Annotated in this window: 13 protein-coding genes and 4 pseudogenes; 10 read left to right on the forward strand and 7 right to left on the reverse strand. The window is 37.2% G+C overall.

Annotated features, from left to right (window positions below):
• Positions 1-15: 15 nt before the first annotated feature.
• The 4 genes and pseudogenes from pepT to ACWODM_RS05330 all read left to right on the forward strand — a co-directional run bounded on the left by pepT (position 16) and on the right by ACWODM_RS05330 (position 3,559).
• The gene (gene pepT, locus ACWODM_RS05315) at positions 16-1,248 is read left to right on the forward strand and encodes a peptidase T (protein WP_455320341.1); all 1,233 of its coding nucleotides are present in this window, start codon (positions 16-18) and stop codon (positions 1,246-1,248) included.
• Positions 1,249-1,288: 40 nt separating this feature from the next.
• A pseudogene (locus ACWODM_RS05320) lies at positions 1,289-2,188 on the forward strand (diacylglycerol/lipid kinase family protein).
• Between the two features lie 51 nt (positions 2,189-2,239).
• Positions 2,240-2,512: a DUF1294 domain-containing protein gene (locus tag ACWODM_RS05325; RefSeq protein WP_455320342.1), complete on the forward strand. Its 273-nt coding sequence runs from the start codon at positions 2,240-2,242 to the stop codon at positions 2,510-2,512.
• 9 nt (positions 2,513-2,521) lie between these two features.
• On the forward strand, positions 2,522-3,559 hold the full coding sequence (locus ACWODM_RS05330; protein WP_455320343.1) for a lysylphosphatidylglycerol synthase transmembrane domain-containing protein: 1,038 nt from the start codon (positions 2,522-2,524) through the stop codon (positions 3,557-3,559).
• An 876-nt stretch (positions 3,560-4,435) separates the two neighbouring features.
• Here the strand turns inward: ACWODM_RS05330 and ACWODM_RS05335 are convergent.
• Positions 4,436-5,293, reverse strand: coding sequence for an Rgg family transcriptional regulator (locus ACWODM_RS05335; protein WP_455320344.1), 858 nt, complete (start codon positions 5,291-5,293; stop codon positions 4,436-4,438).
• A gap of 283 nt (positions 5,294-5,576) precedes the next feature.
• Between ACWODM_RS05335 and ACWODM_RS05340 the strand changes: the two are divergent.
• From ACWODM_RS05340 to ACWODM_RS05355, 4 genes and pseudogenes are all read left to right on the forward strand, one after another.
• Positions 5,577-6,749: pseudogene (locus ACWODM_RS05340) on the forward strand (MFS transporter); the annotation flags it as partial.
• A gap of 245 nt (positions 6,750-6,994) precedes the next feature.
• Complete coding sequence (gene clpB, locus ACWODM_RS05345; RefSeq protein ID WP_455320345.1) at positions 6,995-9,598, forward strand: ATP-dependent chaperone ClpB; 2,604 nt, start codon at positions 6,995-6,997, stop codon at positions 9,596-9,598.
• Positions 9,599-9,910: 312 nt separating this feature from the next.
• On the forward strand, positions 9,911-12,067 hold the full coding sequence (locus ACWODM_RS05350) for a S8 family serine peptidase (protein ID WP_455320346.1): 2,157 nt from the start codon (positions 9,911-9,913) through the stop codon (positions 12,065-12,067).
• Positions 12,068-12,152: 85 nt separating this feature from the next.
• Positions 12,153-12,375, forward strand: a pseudogene (locus ACWODM_RS05355) (adenine deaminase C-terminal domain-containing protein); the annotation flags it as partial.
• Positions 12,376-12,485: 110 nt separating this feature from the next.
• Here the strand turns inward: ACWODM_RS05355 and ACWODM_RS05360 are convergent.
• The 5 genes from ACWODM_RS05360 to ACWODM_RS05380 all read right to left on the reverse strand — a co-directional run bounded on the left by ACWODM_RS05360 (position 12,486) and on the right by ACWODM_RS05380 (position 15,046).
• Positions 12,486-13,631, reverse strand: a complete 1,146-nt coding sequence (locus ACWODM_RS05360) for an AI-2E family transporter (RefSeq protein WP_455320347.1) — start codon at positions 13,629-13,631, stop codon at positions 12,486-12,488.
• 141 nt (positions 13,632-13,772) lie between these two features.
• Positions 13,773-14,066, reverse strand: coding sequence for a hypothetical protein (locus ACWODM_RS05365; RefSeq protein WP_455320348.1), 294 nt, complete (start codon positions 14,064-14,066; stop codon positions 13,773-13,775).
• A 26-nt stretch (positions 14,067-14,092) separates the two neighbouring features.
• Positions 14,093-14,452: a hypothetical protein gene (locus tag ACWODM_RS05370; protein ID WP_455320349.1), complete on the reverse strand. Its 360-nt coding sequence runs from the start codon at positions 14,450-14,452 to the stop codon at positions 14,093-14,095.
• Positions 14,430-14,678 (reverse strand): hypothetical protein, encoded by a 249-nt coding sequence (locus ACWODM_RS05375; protein ID WP_455320350.1) that lies wholly within the window; start codon positions 14,676-14,678, stop codon positions 14,430-14,432. The genes ACWODM_RS05370 and ACWODM_RS05375 overlap by 23 nt, the downstream gene beginning before the upstream one ends.
• 98 nt (positions 14,679-14,776) lie before the next feature.
• Positions 14,777-15,046 (reverse strand): hypothetical protein, encoded by a 270-nt coding sequence (locus tag ACWODM_RS05380; RefSeq protein ID WP_455320351.1) that lies wholly within the window; start codon positions 15,044-15,046, stop codon positions 14,777-14,779.
• A gap of 309 nt (positions 15,047-15,355) precedes the next feature.
• On the opposite strand from ACWODM_RS05380, the pseudogene ACWODM_RS05385 reads away from it, so the two are divergent.
• Positions 15,356-16,532, forward strand: a pseudogene (locus tag ACWODM_RS05385) (IS256 family transposase).
• Positions 16,533-16,864: 332 nt separating this feature from the next.
• Here ACWODM_RS05385 and lepA read toward each other — a convergent pair.
• Entirely contained in the window at positions 16,865-18,697 is a 1,833-nt protein-coding gene (gene lepA, locus ACWODM_RS05390) for a translation elongation factor 4 (RefSeq protein WP_455320352.1), read from the reverse strand.
• A gap of 142 nt (positions 18,698-18,839) precedes the next feature.
• On the opposite strand from lepA, the gene ACWODM_RS05395 reads away from it, so the two are divergent.
• Positions 18,840-20,054: a GNAT family N-acetyltransferase gene (locus tag ACWODM_RS05395; protein WP_455320353.1), complete on the forward strand. Its 1,215-nt coding sequence runs from the start codon at positions 18,840-18,842 to the stop codon at positions 20,052-20,054.
• The last annotated feature ends 3 nt before the right edge of the window (positions 20,055-20,057 follow it).

Raw genomic sequence — 20,057 nt, forward strand, 5'->3', positions numbered from 1 at the left:
GAGGAGACGAAATTCATGTATGAAAATTTATTGCCACGTTTTTTACGCTATGTAAAAACAGAAACACGTTCAAATCCAGAAAGCACAACTACACCTTCTACGCAAACCCAGGTAGCCTTTGCGCAAACGTTAAAAACTGAGCTGGAGGAGCTTGGTTTGTCAGAAGTACACTACAATTCTGGGAATGGTTTTGTGGTTGCCACATTGCCTGCAAATACTGATCATGAAGTACCATCGATCGGCTTTATTGCGCATATGGATACGGCTGATTTTAATGCGGTAGACGTTGATCCACAAATCGTAGAGAATTATGACGGTGTGTCTGATATTCCGTTAGATCAAGCAGGAAAATACGTGTTGACTGTCAATGATTTTCCTAACTTGAAAAATTACGTAGGACAAACCTTAGTGACCACAGACGGTAGTACGTTATTGGGTGCTGATGACAAAGCTGGGATCGCTGAGATCATGACGGCCATGGAGATTTTATTGGCCAATCCTGAAATCAAACACGGTGAAATCAAGGTAGCTTTCGGTCCAGATGAAGAGATTGGTGTCGGAGCCGATAAATTTGATGTCGAAGATTTCGCTGTTGATTTTGCTTACACTATGGATGGTGGACCGGCAGGAGAACTGCAATATGAGACATTTAATGCCGCTCAGGCGGAGATCACGCTTTACGGAAAGAATGTCCATCCAGGAACTGCTAAGGATACTATGATCAACGCGCTGCAATTAGCGATCGATTTCCATAATCAGCTTCCAGCAGATGAAGTTCCTGAAAAAACGGAAGGCTATCAAGGCTTTTTCCATTTGATGGGATTAAATGGGACAACAGAAGAAGCCAAATTGAGTTACATCATTCGTGACCATGATCGTGAAACCTTTGAAGCACGCAAACAAATGATCACAACGATCCAGGAAAAAATGAATGAAGCGTTTGATCAAGAACGTGTCGCTGTTCATATGTATGATCAATACTACAATATGAAAGAAATCATCGAGAAAGATATGAGTATCGTTGAAGTAGCTGAAAAAGCGATGCTTGAATTGGGAATCACCCCGGTTATCGAAGCGGTTCGTGGTGGAACAGATGGCTCAAAAATTTCCTACATGGGCATCCCAACACCTAATATCTTTGCTGGTGGTGAAAATATGCATGGGCGTTTTGAATACGTCTCTGTCCAAACAATGGAACAGGCGACTGCTGTGATCGTGAAAATCGCAGAATTGAACGCTCAAAAGTAAGACAAATTGATTTTCCTATTCAGAAAGGATGGGATGAACAATGAAAATCATGGTTATTTACAACGACACTTCTGGAAACAATGAGGGAAAAGACATTGCTGAAAAATTCAAGCAGGCTGCTGAAGGAAAGCCAAATGTCGAAGCGGTCGTTTTACAGGTGACCAATCCGGATGTTGAAGATGAAGATGTCCTTGAAAAAGCCCATGTCAATGAAATTGATACCTTGGTCGTTATTGGAGGGGACGGTACGATCCACCATGCGGTTCGGATGTTCAAAGAGACACTTGATCAATATAAAATTGGCGTGATCCCAGGAGGAACAGTCAATAATCTGGCACGTGTGTTAGAGATCCCTTTGGAAGCAGAAGCGGCTTTTGAAGTTATTTTCAAACAACAAACGCAAAAAATAGATTTTGCGAAAGTTAATGAAGACGTGATGATCTCGACCATGACTGTCGGAATTTTAGCAGATACAGCGGCGAACATTAGTCAGACTGAGAAACAAAAATATGGTCCATTGGCATTTTTAAAACGTTTCTTCCAGTTGCTGTTCAAAAAAAGAAAATATGCGGTCTCGATCCAAGCAGAAGAAAACAGCTGGCAGGGGAAACTTCATTTGATGACAATTACGATGACCGGTTCGGTAGGCGGTTTTACCGCCTTCGATACAACCGCTGATCCAGATGATGGTCTGATGCATTTTGTGGTGATACCCTAATTAGATTTTCATGTATTTATCTATAACATTCCTCGTATCTTAAAAGGAAAGCTGCACAAAATTCCGGGTGTCATTTATTTTTCAGCAAAACAAGCAAGCATCACAAGTTTGAACCGTGACAAAAAGATCGGTACACGTACTGACGGCGATCCAACAGATGATCTACCAGTTGAAATAGAAGTTGTTCATGAAGGATTGGAAATTTTTTCTTCCAAAAGATAAAAAAATTTGCATGGGAATAAATTTTAAGCGACGGAGCAGTAGGAGGAAATAATGACAGAATTTTTGAGAAATCCTTTATGGTCGTATTTGATCATTGTAAATGTGTATGTGTTTTTTTTGATGGGCTATGACAAACGACAAGCAATCAAGAAAAAATGGCGTGTACCCGAAGCAAATCTAATTTTTATGGGACTTGTTGGAGGCGGACTGGGTGGTCTAATTGCTCGACGAGTGTTTCATCATAAAACAAGAAAGAAAAAATTTTTAATAGGTTTTCTTTTGGGTGTGCTTTTTGATCTCGTATTGATCTTTGTGTATAGATAGGAGAAGAGGATGAAACCAAGTGCCAAGTGGAAATTTATCATGAATATCCTGGTCGTGCTACTGATTTTTGGTGTCATGATTTATTTGATTCAAAACTCTTTGGCAGATATTCTGATCGAGCTGACGGATACGAAACCAATGATTCTGTTTGCAGTCATTTTTTTAGGACTAGCTTATCAATTCTTCGAAGGCTGGACGATTAGAGCGATTATTCATGGCTTTTCTGAAAAGTTCCGGATTATTGACGGAATGTTGACCGCTTTTTATGTTGCCTTTTATCGAGTGATCACTTTTGGTGCAGGTACACTGATCTCAGAAGTGAATTTTTACAAGCGAAAAGGATTGAAAGTCTCTCAGGGAATGGGCGTGACTGCTCTTCATCTAATGATGTACAAATCAGCAATTTTGACTTTCGCTTTTTTGGGCCTAGTGTTGCAGTTTCCAACCTTGTACACACATGCTCCAAGAATGATTCCCTTGGTTCTGACAGGAATGATCATGACAGCGGCCATTGTTCTGTTTTTTCTGACCGTTTCTATCAGTGTCAATTTACAGGTATTCTTATTAGTTATTTGTAACAAGTGGTTAAAATCAAAAAAATTGCGGACTTTAGTCGATCAATGTAATTTACAAATCTATTCCTTGAGAGAAACGGTGTCCTCGATCTTATATGATAAAACAGCATTAGGGAAAATTTATCTTTTGAGTTTGATCAAGCTAGTAATGTGGTATTTGATCCCTTATGTTTGTTTAGTTGCTAATCATCCTGAACTTGACTTTTGGCTAATCTTTTCGTTGATCAGCTTTACCTTGGCACTAGCTGGGGTAATTCCGTCACCAGCGGGGATCGGAGCCTTTGAATTTGTTTATTTGTTTCTGTTTAGTCCATTAGTAGGGACCGTCGATGCGGTATCTTCTATGTTGCTCTATCGTTTTGCATCTTATGTCTTACCGTTTTTGTTAGGTTTTATCCAAGCGATGATCGAGAGAAAAAATGCACTATCCAATGAATTGCAGGAAATCAAAGCCGAAAAAGAGAAAGAGTAAAAATCTGGGGAACGTCGCTAGTCGATTGTTTCCCAGATTTTTTTAAGTAATCATTACGATTGTTATGAATTTCATAAAAAGCAGGCGAAATCGTCCCTTTGTCTTTCTTCTTGATTAAAATATAGAAAACAAGAGAGGTGAAGACATGTCATTTTCAACACTACTCGGTATGCTTTTTATTATCGGCTTGATCGCAACAGCATCAGGGTACATACAAAAAAATAAAAGCTTGCGATACTTGGGAATCAGCTTCATATGCGTGCTGATGCTGCTCTGCGTCTATATGATTTTTGTCTTGCCGGATGCGATGTGATCAATGAGCCTTTTTCAATAGCAGATAGGATGAAAAATTAAGGACCGAGCAGCTTTGCTGGGTCTTTTTTTTGAGGAGACACTAATTATGATGGAACAGGAGAGGGGAAGGTAGATGTATCTCAATAATTTTTTACTTTCATTATTTTTGATTTTAATCGTAGTTATTCTGCTCTATCCAAAGAAAACATTAAAGCTGTTTTGGGGCTTTTTAGCTCTTTTTTATTTCAATCCATGGTTGTCTGCACTCAATGACAGTATATTTTCTTTGCTATCTGAATATGTATTTATTTACATAATGACTCTATCCGTAGCTATCGTCATTTCAATAATGGAAGGAATTTTTCTTGGGTTACTCAAAAAGAAATCTTGCTGATGGTTTCTTCCATTTTAGTAGCTGTCCTGTTCCTTCATGTTGCGTTCGATCCATCGACATTGTTTCAAACAATACTTAGGGTGCTTCTTCTTATGTGTTTACTGTGATGCCACATAAATATGAATTTCTCAAATAGTACAAGACAAAGTCTAAAGAAAAAGAACGGTAACTTTGATACAAAACAAAATTTATATACCTAATTGTCTGTTTCTAAAGTTCAAAAGAGTCTGATGATAACCATGATGTCCCATAGATGAATAGATAGTTAAATACTCGTATTGATTTTGGTCAGTTTTGCCTAGCTTTAATTCATGACACAGATCCTTTAAAAAACGGCTGAGTATTTGCCAATGAAGATGCTCAACTGATAAAAGCGGTTCAACTTGTTTTAAAATATCAGGAACGATTTCTAATAATTCTGCTTCTACAAAATGGATACTGGCATTAAGGAAGAGTTTGATTATTAACTCTTGCGTCTTACTAGAGGATTGATCGTTTTCTAAAATTTTCTGCAAAATTATTTTTATATAGGAAGTTGGTAGATACTGCATCAGGTTACCAAGCAGATTAAATTCAAATTCGTTCCAGTGATTTACTTTCATTAGGTAATTCGTCATCAGGGTGAGTTCTTCCTGATGTTGTTCTTTATACTGTCGATAATCAAAAACTTTTTCATTTAAATGTATTGCAATTTCTTCTGCTTTAAAAGCATAGCAAAGCCAAAAGATGTCTTTAGTTTTTTGATAGTTATTCTTAAAATCATTGGCTAAATGCAATAAGCGTTCTCCATCTTTTTGTATTCGAGCAGTTTTGATTGCTTCAATTGCTAGATTCTTTTCTGTTTCATGAGTGTTTAGACAAAGGAGATATTCGTCAACTCTGATATTCATCCGATCAAGAAAACGAAATAAAAATTCGGCTGAAAGATAGTTTCCCTTCGTTTCAAAAGTCGCAAGAGTACTTCGTGAACATATATCCTGGCATAACTGTTGTTGAGTAATATTTTTATTGATTCTTAATTTTTTTATCGTTGCTGAATGATCCATAGTTAAACCTACTTTATGTCAAAATACTGTACAATTACTAGTGCTTATTAAAAGATATGATACGCTTTTCGGAAAGAGATTTCAATAGTGATAGTAAGCAGAAGAAGGAGAACGTAGATGGCAAAAGTTATAAAAGGACCGAGTACAAGTCTGTTTTTAGAAGAGCCGTAATTCCTCTCTTAAATTAACATTCTATCTTAGTTTGAAGGAGAGAAACAATCCTTTTTTTAAGAACAAGATGTATCGTCAATGGAAAAGTTTACATTGACTAAGTTTATTAGGCGATAGTTTGTATTATATTGCTTTGATTAGCTACGCTTCTAACTTCGCTAATTCTGCTTTAAGCATGACTATTATTAGTATTTCAGAGATTTTTCCAAGAGTATTTCAAATTTTATTAGGCGCCTTAGCGGATTCAGCAGTAACACGTACCAAGTATTTTTTTCACTCAGGAATCGTTAGAGGAATGATTTATCTGATGATTGGTTTTTTGATCATGAGTGGACACTCTTTATGGATAGTCATACTAATTGGGATTTTAAATGCTATCAGTGATACGTTCGGTAGTTTCGTTGATTTATGTATCGATCCCTTTATAAAATTTGTTGTAAAAGAAGACGAGTACGAGGAAGCTATTGCGGTCAATGCTGTTTTTGAAAATATTATTATGATGGCTGCCGGATTTGTCGGTGCTTTTTTGTTGGGTTTTATGACGATTCATAACCTTGCTTTTTTTAACGCTGTAACATTTTTTATTGTAGCAGTGGGAGTCAGGGGTTTAAAAAGCAAATTTGAAACGATTGAGTCAAAAATTAATCCTGTTCATTTTTCAAATATTTCTGATTTGTTTAAACACATTATAGAGAGTATCAAAGAACTACTAAAAATTAAAAGTATCCGTAATTTTTTTATCTACGCAGCTTGTTTGAATAGTATTGTCCTAACTTCCACACCAGTTATCACTTTATATCTGTCTCTAAATATGGATCAGCAAATACGCAATATTGCTTTTTCAACAGCTTTGATTCAAGGAGTGACAGTTGCAATCAGTTTATTGGGGAGTATGCTAGGTCCAAAATTTTTTGCCTGGTTGAAAACAAAAACAATTCTTTTTCTAGCTTTTTTTGGGAATAGCTTTTTTCTAATCGGACTGTTAGTGGAGCAAATTTGGATTGGAATAGCTATCATGATGATCGGTGTATTTGCTATTGGAATATTTAATATTCGTTTTAGCGCAATTATTTTGAAGAATGTACCAGCAGAAAAGATGGGAACGATCAATGCCTCGATGGGAACTTTTTTTTCAGTCTTTCCATCATTGCTTTCGACAATCTTTATTAGTCTAGCTGGTGTGTCTGTACTTATTTATATTTTGATAAGTTTAGTCTTCTGTGGTGTGTTGATGTTTAGTATTTTTAAGGATAACACTGAAGAAACTGATTTTAGTAAAATATAATGTTTGCATTAACGGTTTTAAATTTTTCTCAGTTGAGATAAGTCGTAGGAGGAGCGCGACTTTAAAAATAAAGCCTCTTTTTTTTGAGTGAAATTATAAATGAGAGAATGAAAGCGAATGAGAATCAAGTCTATCAAAAAAGGTCAAATTTCCAAGGGTTTATTTTTGACCATTACTGACCATAAGGGTATAATAGTCTTTGTAAGGTAAAATCAAACCTTAATGAAGTGATGGGAGGAACTCATATGAATATAGAAAAAATGACGACAACACTTCAAAGTGCGATTGCTGAAGCGCAGCAGATCGCCGTTACACGTCATCATCAAGAAATTGATATTGCTCATTTATGGAAAATCTTTTTACAACCAAATCATTTTGCAAGAAACTTTTATACAGATGCTGGTCTAGATGTCGAAGCTTTTGAAGCAGAGATTGATCGTGCGTTGGACGAATATCCGACGATTGAAGGTGGAAACGTCCAATATGGTCAAACGATGAGTCAAAATCTGTTCCGTTTATTATCAGAGGCTGACAAGGTCAGAGAAGAATTTCAAGACGAATTTCTTTCAACTGAGATCGTGATTCTTGCGTTGATGAAATTAAAAAATTATCGATTGACTACTTATTTGAAAAAACAAGGAATCAATGAAAAAGAATTGAAAAAAACAATTGAAGACATGCGGGGAGGCGAGCGAGTGACTTCACAAAATCAAGAAGAACAATACAAAGCTTTAGAAAAATATGGTGTGGATCTAGTCCAACAAGTCAGAGCAGGCAACATGGATCCAATCATTGGTCGTGATGAGGAAATTCGTGATGTTATCCGAATCTTGTCGCGTAAAACGAAAAACAATCCAGTACTTATTGGTGAACCAGGGGTTGGGAAAACAGCAATCGTGGAAGGTTTGGCTCAACGAATCGTTCGCAAAGATGTACCGGAAAATCTAAAAGACAAAACAATATTTTCTCTGGATATGGGTGCCTTGATCGCAGGAGCAAAATTCCGTGGAGAATTTGAAGAACGATTGAAAGCTGTACTACAGGAAGTTAAAAAATCAGAGGGTCGGATCATCTTGTTTATCGATGAGATTCATAATATCGTAGGTGCAGGAAAAACTGAAGGCAGCATGGATGCCGGAAACTTATTGAAACCGATGCTAGCACGTGGCGAATTGCACACAATCGGTGCGACTACCTTAGATGAGTATCGTCAATACATGGAAAAGGACAAAGCCTTGGAGCGTCGTTTCCAAAAGGTATTGGTGAAGGAGCCGACGGTAGAGGATACGATCTCAATTTTGCGTGGACTGAAAGAACGTTTTGAAATCCACCACAGTGTTAATATTCATGACAATGCTTTGGTTGCAGCGGCAACTTTGTCTGATCGCTACATCACTGACCGTTTCTTGCCGGACAAGGCGATCGATCTAGTTGATGAAGCTTGTGCCACGATTCGTGTAGAAATGAATTCGATGCCGACGGAACTGGATCAAGTGACACGTCGTTTGATGCAGTTGGAGATCGAAGAAGCAGCATTGAAAAAAGAAACCGACGATGCATCGAAAAAACGTTTGAGTTCGTTACAGGAAGAGCTAGCGGAATTGCGTGAAGAAGTCAATGCGATGAAGATGCAATGGGAAACGGAAAAAGAAGAAGTTAATGAAGTGTCCAATAAGCGTGCAGAGATCGACCGCGCCAAACATGAGTTAGAGGATGCTGAGAACAATTATGACCTGGAACGTGCCGCTGTCTTGCGTCACGGAACGATCCCACAATTGGAGAAAGAATTAAAAGAACTGGAAGCTAAGAATGATCCCGAGCAGCTAAGAATGGTGCAAGAATCGGTGACAGAAAATGAAATTGCGACAGTTGTCGGTCGCTTGACGGGCATTCCGGTGACTAAGCTGGTCGAAGGTGAACGAGAAAAATTGATGAAGCTGAATGAGACGCTTCACTTACGAGTGATTGGTCAGGATGAAGCAGTCAACGCAGTCAGCGATGCCGTGATTCGCTCCCGTGCCGGTTTACAGGATCCCAATCGGCCACTAGGTTCGTTCTTATTCTTGGGACCAACGGGTGTTGGGAAAACCGAATTAGCGAAAGCCTTGGCTGAAAACTTATTTGATTCAGAAGACCATATGGTGCGGATCGACATGAGTGAGTACATGGAAAAACATTCAGTGTCTCGTCTAGTTGGAGCACCTCCTGGTTATGTCGGCTATGAAGAAGGTGGTCAATTGACCGAAGCTGTTCGTCGTAATCCTTATACGATCATTTTGTTGGACGAGATCGAAAAAGCCCATGCAGATGTGTTCAATATCTTATTGCAAGTTCTAGATGATGGTCGTTTGACAGATTCTAAAGGCCGGGTAGTCGACTTCAAGAATACCGTCTTGATCATGACTAGTAATATTGGTTCACAGATCTTGCTTGAGGGAGTAACCGCAGAGGGTCAGATTCCAGAAAACGTTCAAGAACAAGTCATGTCTATTTTAAAAGGACATTTCAAACCAGAATTCTTGAATCGGATCGATGATACGATCTTATTCACACCATTGAGTCTGGAAGATGTCACAGGAATCGTCGATAAGATTGTGGATCAATTGTCACAACGTTTGTTCCACCAAGAAATTTATTTGACGATCGATGATGAAGCCAAAGCCTGGATTGCAGAAAATGCATACGAACCCGCATATGGCGCTCGTCCATTGCGTCGCTTCATCACAAGAGAAGTGGAAACACCACTTGCCAAAGAAATCGTTTCAGGTCGAATCATGCCTAAAACAAAAGTGACGATCAGCTTATTGAATGATCAACTAGTCTTTCAAAATGAAGAAATCAGTGAATAGAGAAGAGATGGAAGTTTACAGGCTTCCATCTCTTTTTTAGTGCGATCAATGGGATCATTTGAAAAAGTGAGGATCTTAAGAAAAAAATAAAAATGATCAAAAAAATTTTTATAAATAAGGTAGCATTGTCATAGAAACATTGGTAAACTATTAATAATATAAGTTATATTATTAATAGTATTTTTATGGAAGCTTATTCAAGCATTGGTTTTAGAATTCTAATCAATGAAAAAACAAAGGTAGATTTTAAAAGAGCAACAATAAATAGTTTGAGTAAGTTGATTGCTTAAAACTTAATGGAGGAAGAGCAAATTGAAAAAAAGACACCTAAAGATAGTACTTGGCCTGTTACTTTCCGCATGTATCATCGGAATTTTTCTATTTTTTAGACAAGAGAACAATGAACAAAATGGGGAGAAGTTTCAAGAAGCAGAAGCTGAAAGTGAAGAGAATACGCTAACATACGATGACGGAGATTTTATCTATCTACCTTCTATTGAAGAAATTGAATACGATACTGAAGAAAATATTACTTTTCATAAGAATATTCTAGATGTCTCACTGACTGCAGAAATTAATGAAACACAAGAAGAAGACTTAATGAGTATTGCTAACGGAGAGATTGTTGGAAAAATTTCAGGACCTATAAATAGATTACAAATCAAAGTAGATGCTCCAGAATTAGATCAATTATTTGATCTTGCTGAAGAGATTAGTGAATTAGAATTTGTAGACTATGCTACATTCTCCACTCCATTGTTTTTGTCAGACCTTAATAATGATTCCAGTAACTCTGATGATGAGGGAAATTCGGACTGGTGGATAAAAGCTATACATGCTGATGTATCAGGGGAATATATAGATCAATTCCCAGAAGACTTTGAGTCGGTAAATGTAACAGTAATGGAAAAAGGAGGACTTAAGGAGGATGAAGACCTTGAACATATTGAAGTAACCAAAAATAGAGTTGAAGAATCGGATCATGCCGAACGTGTAACTAAAATAATTGATTCAAGCAATTCAGAATATGGAAAACGTGGATTAGCACACGGAGTTGCAGATACAGAGTTTGTTAGTGTAGGAAGCAAACTGGAGCAAGGGAAAAATGTGTTTACTCAATACTTAAAAAATCTTAGCAATAATATTGAAAAAGGGTCAGTTATTATTAATAATTCTTGGGGAAATCCTCTTCAAAGTGAAGAAAGATTTGACAGTGAAAAAAATTTTTTGGAAAAAATTTTTTTTGATAAGAGTTATACTAAATACAAAGAAGAACATGAAAATAAAAATAATAAAATATCTTCTGAGTTGATAATTGAATTAGATAAATTATTAAATTCTGGCTATAATAACTTCTTAATTGTTCAACCTGCCGGTAACGGATTGAGCCTTACTAAAGATGAGTTTGCAGCAGACAAAAAAGAGAAAGATGAAAAAGGAGCGGTTAGCAAAATACGCGGAGTTGAAGCAGAGTATACAGGATTTTTTGCTAATATTAATCATAATACTTATCGAATAGCACAAGATCAACTTGCTCAAAATAAGAAACAAAAGAATGACCTGAATCATTCTATTGAAACAATTCTCAGTCACATTATAGTTGTTGGAGGAGTGAACGAAGAATACGAGTCTCCAAGCTGGGCAAGTTATGGAAACCCAATAGATATTGCCGCTCCAGCAGAGAATCTTGAATTTATTGGTGAGGACGGAACTTCTTATGCTGCACCTATGGTATCTGCAGCTGCAGCATTAGTTTGGGGATATACTCCTGAACTTAACGCAGAAGAAGTCAAGCAAACTTTGATTGATAAATCTTTAGAAACAGTTTCAGAAGCGAAGGGTGATAAGTCTTCCTATCCAATGTTGAATGTGATGTCATTTTTATCATCAGAAGATAAGTATTCTGATTTGATGGAGACCTATCGAACAGCTGTAAAAGAGCAGTGGGGACCTGAACAATTAGATAATAGAAGGTTAGGACCTGAACAATATGTCCCTGGCTCTCTGAGAACTGACTATGGTTACACATTTTATGATATCAATAAAGATGGTATTGAAGAAATGATCCTAGGCGTGATGTTGGACGATTCTGAGCAAGCATATATTCAAGAAATATATACTTTAGTTGATTGGAAACCATTCAAAGTATTTGAAAGTGCAACACGTAGAAGTGCTTTTGTATGTAAGAATGGGACGCTGAGGATCAATGAAGTCATAGATATGGGGACTGGAGAAATAGTTTCTCTATTCAGTGATGATTTAGAAAGCTTGGCGACTTTAGAAAATTTATATGAATTAGAGGGTAAAGATGCTAAGGTTGTAAAAGAAGGATACATTGAGAATATGTCAGGGCAAACTTATAGGAGTTTAAAGAACAGCCAAATTTTAAGTAAAGAAAATGTGGATGAGATAAACAAACAATATGAAACAATGGATGAACTAATCTTCACGCCATTTCTTTCAGAATAAACGAATGATTGAATAAGTTTTATCAGGTATAGAATCGTTCTTAAATAATATTTCAAGAGAGTATGCTGTCGTTCATGATGGAAAATGTCTGTTGCCGATCGGTGATATCTTGTTATAGGTTCCTATGGAAGGACTAGGTAGCGATCTGCAGCAGGTTCGTTCATCGATGCAAGTGTTGGAGTATAAGTATGAATGAGATTATGTCTTTTTCAACCTTTTCGCTACCAGTTTCTCCAGCGATCAAAGTAATAGATAAAGGAATGATGGATATGAAGAGTCAAAGATTCTATCTACTTAATTTCCCAAAAAAATGGGGTTATGACGGATCAAAAGTAGAGAATCTTGATTCTGGGAATGATCAACTCATTCGTAAAGCAGAACAGCTTGCAGCTGAAATAGAGTAATAAAAACCAGCAATCTAAGCAGATTGCTGGTTTTCTTCGATAGAGGAGTTTTCTAGCCAATTGGTGATAATGATTTTTAAGATGGCAGCTGCAGGGACAGCTAAGAACATCCCTAAAATCCCAAAATAAGCACCACCGATCGTGATCGAAATAATGATGATAATCGGATTTAGATTCAAAGCACCACTCATGATACGAGGTCCAATGATATTGCCATCTATTTGCTGTAGAATGATCAGTGCGATCAGTACAGTGATTGCATGACTCAAGCCTCCTGTAAAGAAGCTGATGATCGCTGTGACAACAGAAGCAAAGATCGATCCAAAATAGGGGATCATGTTACAAATACCTAAGAGAAGTCCTAGTGTGACGGCGAATTTTACTTGCATGAGACTTAATAAGATCGTTGCAGAGATCCCAACGATACAAGCATCAATGAATTGCGAGCTGATAAATTTATAAAAAATCTGATTCGTTGTCTGAAGCCATCTTTTGCTGCTAGCAAACAGGTGTGGAGATAACAGCTTGCTGGACAACGTTGAGAAAAATCCTAAAATAGAATCTTTAAACAACAGTGTATAGATCGAAATGATCAAGGATAAGAAAAAGTTGATCACCAGTGACGAAAGACTTCTTGTCAATGCTCCCAGAGAAGTAAGTGCTTGTGTCCATTGAGACAAAAGCTGATCTGGTGAGTAGTCAGAAGTTAGATTCGTCAAGAACTGCTCTAATGGTATAAAATCGATCGTTCCTTGACTTTCCAGTCGGATTGCTACATCGATCAGATAATTGTAGAAGGCGGGTAATAAAGCAATTAAATCGATCACGTTGGTAATGATTAGCGGTACGACATAATTTAAAGCAATGAACACTAAATAAATGAGTACCAGATAAAGAATCAAAATACTGATTCCACGTTTTCTCTTTTGAATAAATGAAGGAGTAAAGGTTTCTAAAAGAAATTCTATTCTTTTTTGGATACCATTCAATAGATAGGCAATAATGAACCCCATAATAAACGGCGAAAGTACACCGAGAAATCTTCGTAAAACATCCAACACGATTTGATAGTTGGAAATGAGCTTATAGCCAATGATCACTGTCATCAAAAACAAAAAACGAATGATCCAGTAATTCCAGTTGATTTTTATTTTTCTCAAATTTGCATCCCCCAGCATGTTTTTGATCAAACTTTAAAAAAGCTGTCTCTATTATCATAAACGAATCACGTGTAAATGAAAACTATTAAACGTAGGAACTTTACAAAAACAAGTGGTCTGCGCTATGTTTGTAAAGTTGTCTTACTGAGAGAGAAGAATACGACCCTGTATTTCTTTATACCCGAAAAGAAGAACAAATTCTTTGCCATTCCAATAATACAAGGTATGACTTTTATTCAGCATCAAGACAAGCAAAAGCTGCTTGATCGATAGTGAAGGAAGGTTTTTTTCGTAGTACAGAAAAAGATTGCCCTGATTGTCAGTTGTGATCATTGTAAAAGGACAGGGACGACCCCATCTTTCCAAATAAACACCAGAGTAGGGGATATCAAAAGTGGAATAGGTCAGTGCAGTCAACAATTCTGCCGCTCTCATGATGTTTCACCTCGTCTTGTGGATTATTATGGATCTAGAGCAGACCATTTTTTTATTTCAACCAATGAAATATTTCGAATCTCTTCGTAAGAAATCAGCGTTTGATCCAAGTAGAGTCCAACCTCTGTTTGGCCGGTGATTTTCCCTATTTTATCCGGCAAATAAGAGTTGTCGACTAGTTGATTCAGTTGAATAGCCAGTGTTTGATTTTTGAGGATCGCTGTTTGTAAGCACTGATTGATCTCAGTCTCCGACATTTGTGGTTTTCCTTGGATTCTGTGTTCTTGTTCTGATTTTTGTGTATTTATCTGGGCGGTATGTTCAGATAAGTAGAAGCCCAGCCATTTCAATTTTTTACGGTCTTCATAGGGATGGAGCATGCTCATAGGAATCTCCCTCCAATGTTGTCTTGATAGTGTAGCAGAGTTCGGTTGTCCCATCCTTTTTCAACACCGACTGGTATTGGATATCCACTTGCTCTGGGTGGTAAATAGATAGAGCTGCTAAAGCAAATATCTCCATGGACTGTTGTTCTCTATGTCCCATCTGCTTAAAAGAATGCCAAAGTTCATCTGTCACGAACGAATGTAAAAAAGTTGATGTGTTTTTCATTATATTCACTCCCAATAGAATCATTTATAGTTTAATGATACGAACAAACGTTCTGTTTGTAAAGCGAACAAAAGATTAAAATAAAAGAATCTTCTCAGCTAATGAGAAGATTCTCTAAAATAATTTGTATATTTTTTCAAGAGTAGGTAATCTTTTTCTGTCTCTTTACTTATGGTTATTTTATCACCGAAAAGGGAACGTTTAGATTCTTTTAATACACGATGATGGATCTGGTTCTTGATCAGATATTCGATTTCATCTTCGTTGATATTGATATCATCTTCTTTGATAAACAATTGATTGTAATTAAATTGAAGATGGGAAGCCTCATTCACTACTCGTTTGAATTCTATTTTATCAACTTTCATAAACTCACCTCTGCTTTTTACCTAAGGTACATTAAAAAACAAAGAAAAACAAATGAAAACAACTTTATTTATATTTTTTTAAGTTCTGTTAACAGAACTTAAAATAGGAAGCGCTCTTTTTTGAGAAAGTCTACCTCGTCGTGAATTCAAACTTTCTGGTGCTAAGCTAGTTTTATGGACTAATATTTATGGTCATTGGATGATAGCGTAAAATATTTTGTGTAAATAGAAATTTTAGGTAGATAAAAAGAAAGTCCATTCTGTAAAATTAAAGTTATCACAACCGAAATTTTATAGGAGGACTTTCTCATGACTAATTTTACTACAGAAATTATGGAAACACTAATCAATAAAGGTGATTTGGATGACTTATTCCGTCGTCATCTAGAATTAGCTATCAATACACTGCTACAAGCTGAATTAACGGCTTTTCTTGATTATGAGAAATATGATCGCACTGGTTTTAATTCAGGTAATTCCCGAAATCGGAATTATTCTCGTTCATTTAAAACAGAGTATGGAGAATTAAATTTGGCAATTCCTAGAGATAGAAATGGAGAGTTTTCTCAACAAACGTTGCCTGCTTATAAAAGAAGTAACGATTCTTTAGAAACCACCATTATCCAATTATTTCAAAAAGGAATCACTATGTCTGAAATCTCTGAGTTGATTGAAAAAATGTATGGTCATTACTATACGCCACAAACCATTTCCAATATCACTCAAATAGTATCTGAAGATGTTGTTGCTTTTAAAGAAAGGTCCTTAGAATCCCAATACTCAATCATTTTTATGGATGCTACTCACATTCCTTTAAAAAGACAAACTGTCTCAAAAGAAGCTGTATATATTGTCATAGGTATCCGACTAGATGGGACCAAAGAGGTTCTTGGGTTTAGTATTGCTCCAACTGAGTCTTCGTATGTTTGGAAAGAAATACTTCAAGACCTAAAAGACCGTGGTTTAGAAGAGGTTTTATTAGTCGTAACTGATGGTTTAAGTGGCATTAACGATAGTATCCATAGTATTTATCCAAATGCTCAATTTCAACAATGTTGTGTCCATATCTCTAGAAATATTGCTCATAAGGTTCGTGTTAGTGACCGACAAGAAGTCTGTAATGATTTTAAATTGGTTTATCAATCAGCTTCAAAAGAAGAAGCTATGAATCAAATAAGTTTTATGATAGATAAATGGAAAAAGCAGTATCCACGAGTAGTTAAATTACTCATGAATCCTGCTATATGCTATATTAACCTTTTATAATTTTCCTCCATCAATCAGAAGAACCATTTATTCAACTAACTTGATTGAAGGTTTTAACAAACAATTAAAGAAATATACAAAAAGAAAAGAACAATTTCCTAATGAAGAATCTCTGGAGAGATTCTTAGTTTCTCAATTCAACAACTATAATCAGAAGTTTTTGTATCGGATTCATAAAGGTTTTAAAGAAATACAAGATACATTAGAATCAATGTTTTAACTTAACCGACAGAATGGTTTTTTCCATTTACACATAATTCTTGACGCAACCTTTTTTATGTTTTTGATTCCTAATATGTTAGTACCTTCTATAACAGAGGCAGGATATAGTGGCGACATGTTCAGTTCAATATTTATTGTAAAAACATTCGTTTATGTGTTGGTTTTAATGGTGATTATGTTTTCCTTCCACCAACTGCTAAGTTACCTTGAAAAAAAATAGTATTTTATGAAATGTTTATAAAAAAACTTCCTCCAACTTCTCTTATGGGAGAAAATTGGGAGAAGTTTTTTTATTTATCGTTATTCGAAAAGTTCAAAACGTTGATACAATCACTTTTCATCATCATCCATTTTCAAAACAGCCATGAAGGCGTCTTGAGGGACTTCTACTGAACCAATCTGTTTCATTCGTTTTTTACCTTCTTTTTGTTTCTCTAATAGCTTACGCTTACGGGAAACGTCACCGCCATAACACTTGGCCAATACATTTTTACGCAAGGCTTTGATATCAGAACGTGCAACGATTTTTTGTCCGATCGCAGCTTGGACTGGAACTTCGAATTGTTGTCGTGGAATCAGTTTCTTCAATCGTTCTACGATAGCTTTTCCACGTTCGAAGGAGAAGCTGCGGTGAACGATAAAGCTCAAAGCGTCGACTTTTTCACTGTTCAACAGGATATCCATTTTAACTAAGTTGCTTGTTCGATAGCCAGCCATTTCATAGTCAAGCGAAGCATAACCTTTGGTACTTGATTTTAACTTATCAAAGAAATCAAAGACGATTTCAGACAAGGGAATCTCGTAGACGACATTTACTCGATAATCATCTAAATAATCCATAGTGACGAAATCACCACGTTTGCGTTGTGACAGTTCCATGACTGCACCAACATAATCATTAGGAACCATGATCTGTGCTTTGACGTAAGGTTCTTCCACGCTATCGATAGTCACAGGTTCAGGGAATTCAGCCGGATTGTCAACGGTCACTGTGCTACCATCGGTCTTATTCACGTGGTAAATAACAGATGGAGCCGTAGTGATCAACTCAAGATTGAATTCTCGTTCCAAACGTTCTTGGATAACGTCCATATGCAGCAATCCTAAAAAGCCACAGCGGAAGCCAAAACCAAGTGCTTGAGAGGTCTCAGGTTCAAATTGCAGAGCAGCATCATTCAATTGTAGTTTTTCTAATGCTTCTCGTAAATCATTGTATCGAGAGGTGTCGATAGGGTACAGGCCACAGTAGACCATCGGATTCATTTGACGGTAGCCTTGCAGTGCTTCTTCGGCTGGGTTGTTTGCCAGTGTGATCGTGTCCCCAACTCGAGTATCTTGGACAGTTTTGATTGCTGCGGTGACATAACCAACATCACCAACCATCAAATAGTCACGTTGGATCGCTTTCGGAGAGAAGACTCCGACTTCAGTGACATCAAAGGTTTTTCCGTTACTCATCAATTGGATCTTGTCTCCTGGACGAACGACACCATCCATCACACGAATGTTCAACACAACGCCGCGATAAGCATCGTAAACTGAGTCAAAAATCAAGGCCTTTAATGGAGCTTCAAGATCTCCTTGAGGTTCAGGAACAAGCTCGACGACTTGCTCTAAGATATCTTCGATCCCGATCCCCGCTTTAGCACTTGCCAAAACAGCTTCACTTGCATCGATCCCGATAACGTCTTCAATCTCTGTCCGAACGCGTTCTGGATCAGCAGCAGGTAAATCGATTTTATTGATTACAGGTAAAATTTCTAAATCATTGTCCAAAGCAAGATAGACGTTAGCCAATGTCTGTGCTTCGATTCCTTGAGCAGCGTCGACGACGAGTACTGCTCCTTCACAAGCAGCTAAACTTCTAGAAACTTCATAGGTGAAATCGACGTGTCCTGGAGTGTCGATCAAATGGAAAATGTAGGTCTCACCATCTTGGGCAGTATAGTTTAGCTCAACTGCATTCAATTTGATCGTGATGCCGCGTTCTCGTTCAAGATCCATGGAATCTAAAAGCTGTGCCTGCATTTCACGAGAGGACACGGTATTCGTTTTTTCTAAAATCCGGTCAGCCAAAGTCGACTTGCCGTGATCGATATGAGCGATGATCGAAAAGTTGCGAATCTTTTCCTGACGCTTTTTCATTTCTTCTAAATTATGCATGGATAAATTCCTCATTTCTTTTAGTCAGCCTTTATATTATACCAACGAAATCAAGAGATTTAAAGAGTTTTGTCATAGCTTCCGCCAACAAAATTTTTGTAAGTTTGCTATACTGTAGAAAATAAGAGTTGGAGTTGGAAAAATGGACAAATCTTTTCATCAAAATTTAGTGATTCGTCCCGTAGAGGAAACGGACGTTGCGCAGTTCAATGAACTGTTGAGCTATGTCTTTCAGGTCACCGAATCAGATATTGAAGAAAGTGGCTTTGAAAACAAAAGAGAGATGATCAAATCTAAAAAACCGATCTTGGAGCTTTCCAAAGTATTCGGTTGGTTCAATCAGGAGCAGTTGATTTCTCAGATCGCTATTTACCCCTGTGAAGTCAATATCCATGGTAGCTTGTATAAAATGGGGGGAGTGACGGGTGTCGGCACTTATCCTGAATATGCTGGTCATGGACTAATGAATGAATTAATTCGTGTTGCTCTGCAAAATATGCGAGAAAATCAGCAGTGGATCTCTTATTTGTATCCCTACAGCATTCCTTATTATCGACGCAAGGGCTGGGAGATCATGTCTGATAAACTGACCTTCAAAATTAGAGATACACAGTTACCTAAAACCGTGGATGTTCCAGGAATGGTTGAACGACAGGAAGTCGATCACGAGGATGTTTACAAGGTCTATGATCGATTTGCTAAAGCCAATCACGGCGCTTTGCAGCGGACACGCTTCAATTGGGAAGAATACTGGAGATATGAAAATGAAGACGAGCGTACAGCAGCTATTTACTACGATCGGCAGGGAGAGCCTCAAGGAGTGCTCTTTTATTGGATCGCAGAGGAAGTCTTTCATATCAAAGAAATGTTTTATTTGGATCAAGAAGCCAGGAATGGCTTATGGAATTTTGTGACCGCCCATTTTTCGATGGTCTATTGGATCAAAGGTAATATTTATAAAAATGAACCATTAGCATTTTTGCTGGAGGACAGTCAGATCCGTGAAACAATTGAACCGTATTTTATGGCAAGAATCGTGGATGTGGAAAAATTTCTAAAAGACTTTCCCTTTAAACCTTTTAGACAAGCCTTTCATTTTGTTGTGACAGATCCGATTGCTGAATGGAACAACGGGACGTTTGGTCTATTCTGGGAAGAAGGAAATCTGCAAGTCACAAGAGAGCCTGTTGGTCAGCCGGTCCATTTAGACATTCAAACCTTGACCTGCCTGCTGATGAATTATCGGCGTGCAGCGTATTTGATGCGGATCGAACGAGTGAAGACCGATGCGCAAACCTTACGTACTTTGGAAAAGATCATTCCGGATATGGAAGCCTATTTCAGTGATGACTTTTAAAAA

It is taken from the genome of Enterococcus olivae, assembly GCF_053760925.1.